This window comes from Saezia sanguinis (assembly GCF_003991585.1).
Taxonomy (GTDB): domain Bacteria; phylum Pseudomonadota; class Gammaproteobacteria; order Burkholderiales; family Burkholderiaceae_C; genus Saezia; species Saezia sanguinis.
This window is the reverse complement of sequence record NZ_PQSP01000166.1, coordinates 1-246: the sequence shown is the minus strand read 5'-3', so window position 1 is coordinate 246 and position 246 is coordinate 1. Positions and strand designations below refer to the sequence as shown.

Sequence of the window (246 nt, the reverse complement as noted above, 5' to 3'; positions counted from 1 at the left end):
ATTGAGGTGGGCCTCGATCACCTCAGGTTCAGGACTCGCGACGGCGCCGGGTTCTCCCACGGTCGTCACGGCAGAACTGATACGTGACAGCCGAAATAGTCGTGGCTCGTCGCGGTCGACGTCTCGCCCAACGAGGTACCAACGACCACGCCGCAAGGCCATTCGCCAGGGGTCTACGGTACGGTGCTTTCCCCCTCGGTAACCGAAGCGGACTCTGGACCGGTCAATAGTGGCCCGCCACAGATC

At 63.0% G+C, this 246-nt stretch carries 1 protein-coding gene; it reads right to left on the bottom strand.

Going from position 1 to position 246, the window contains the following annotated elements; all coding sequences use genetic code 11:
- On the bottom strand, positions 1-243 hold a 243-nt coding region (locus CUZ56_RS16415; protein WP_369126772.1), incomplete at its 3' end, for a WYL domain-containing protein.
- Positions 244-246 lie beyond the last annotated feature (3 nt).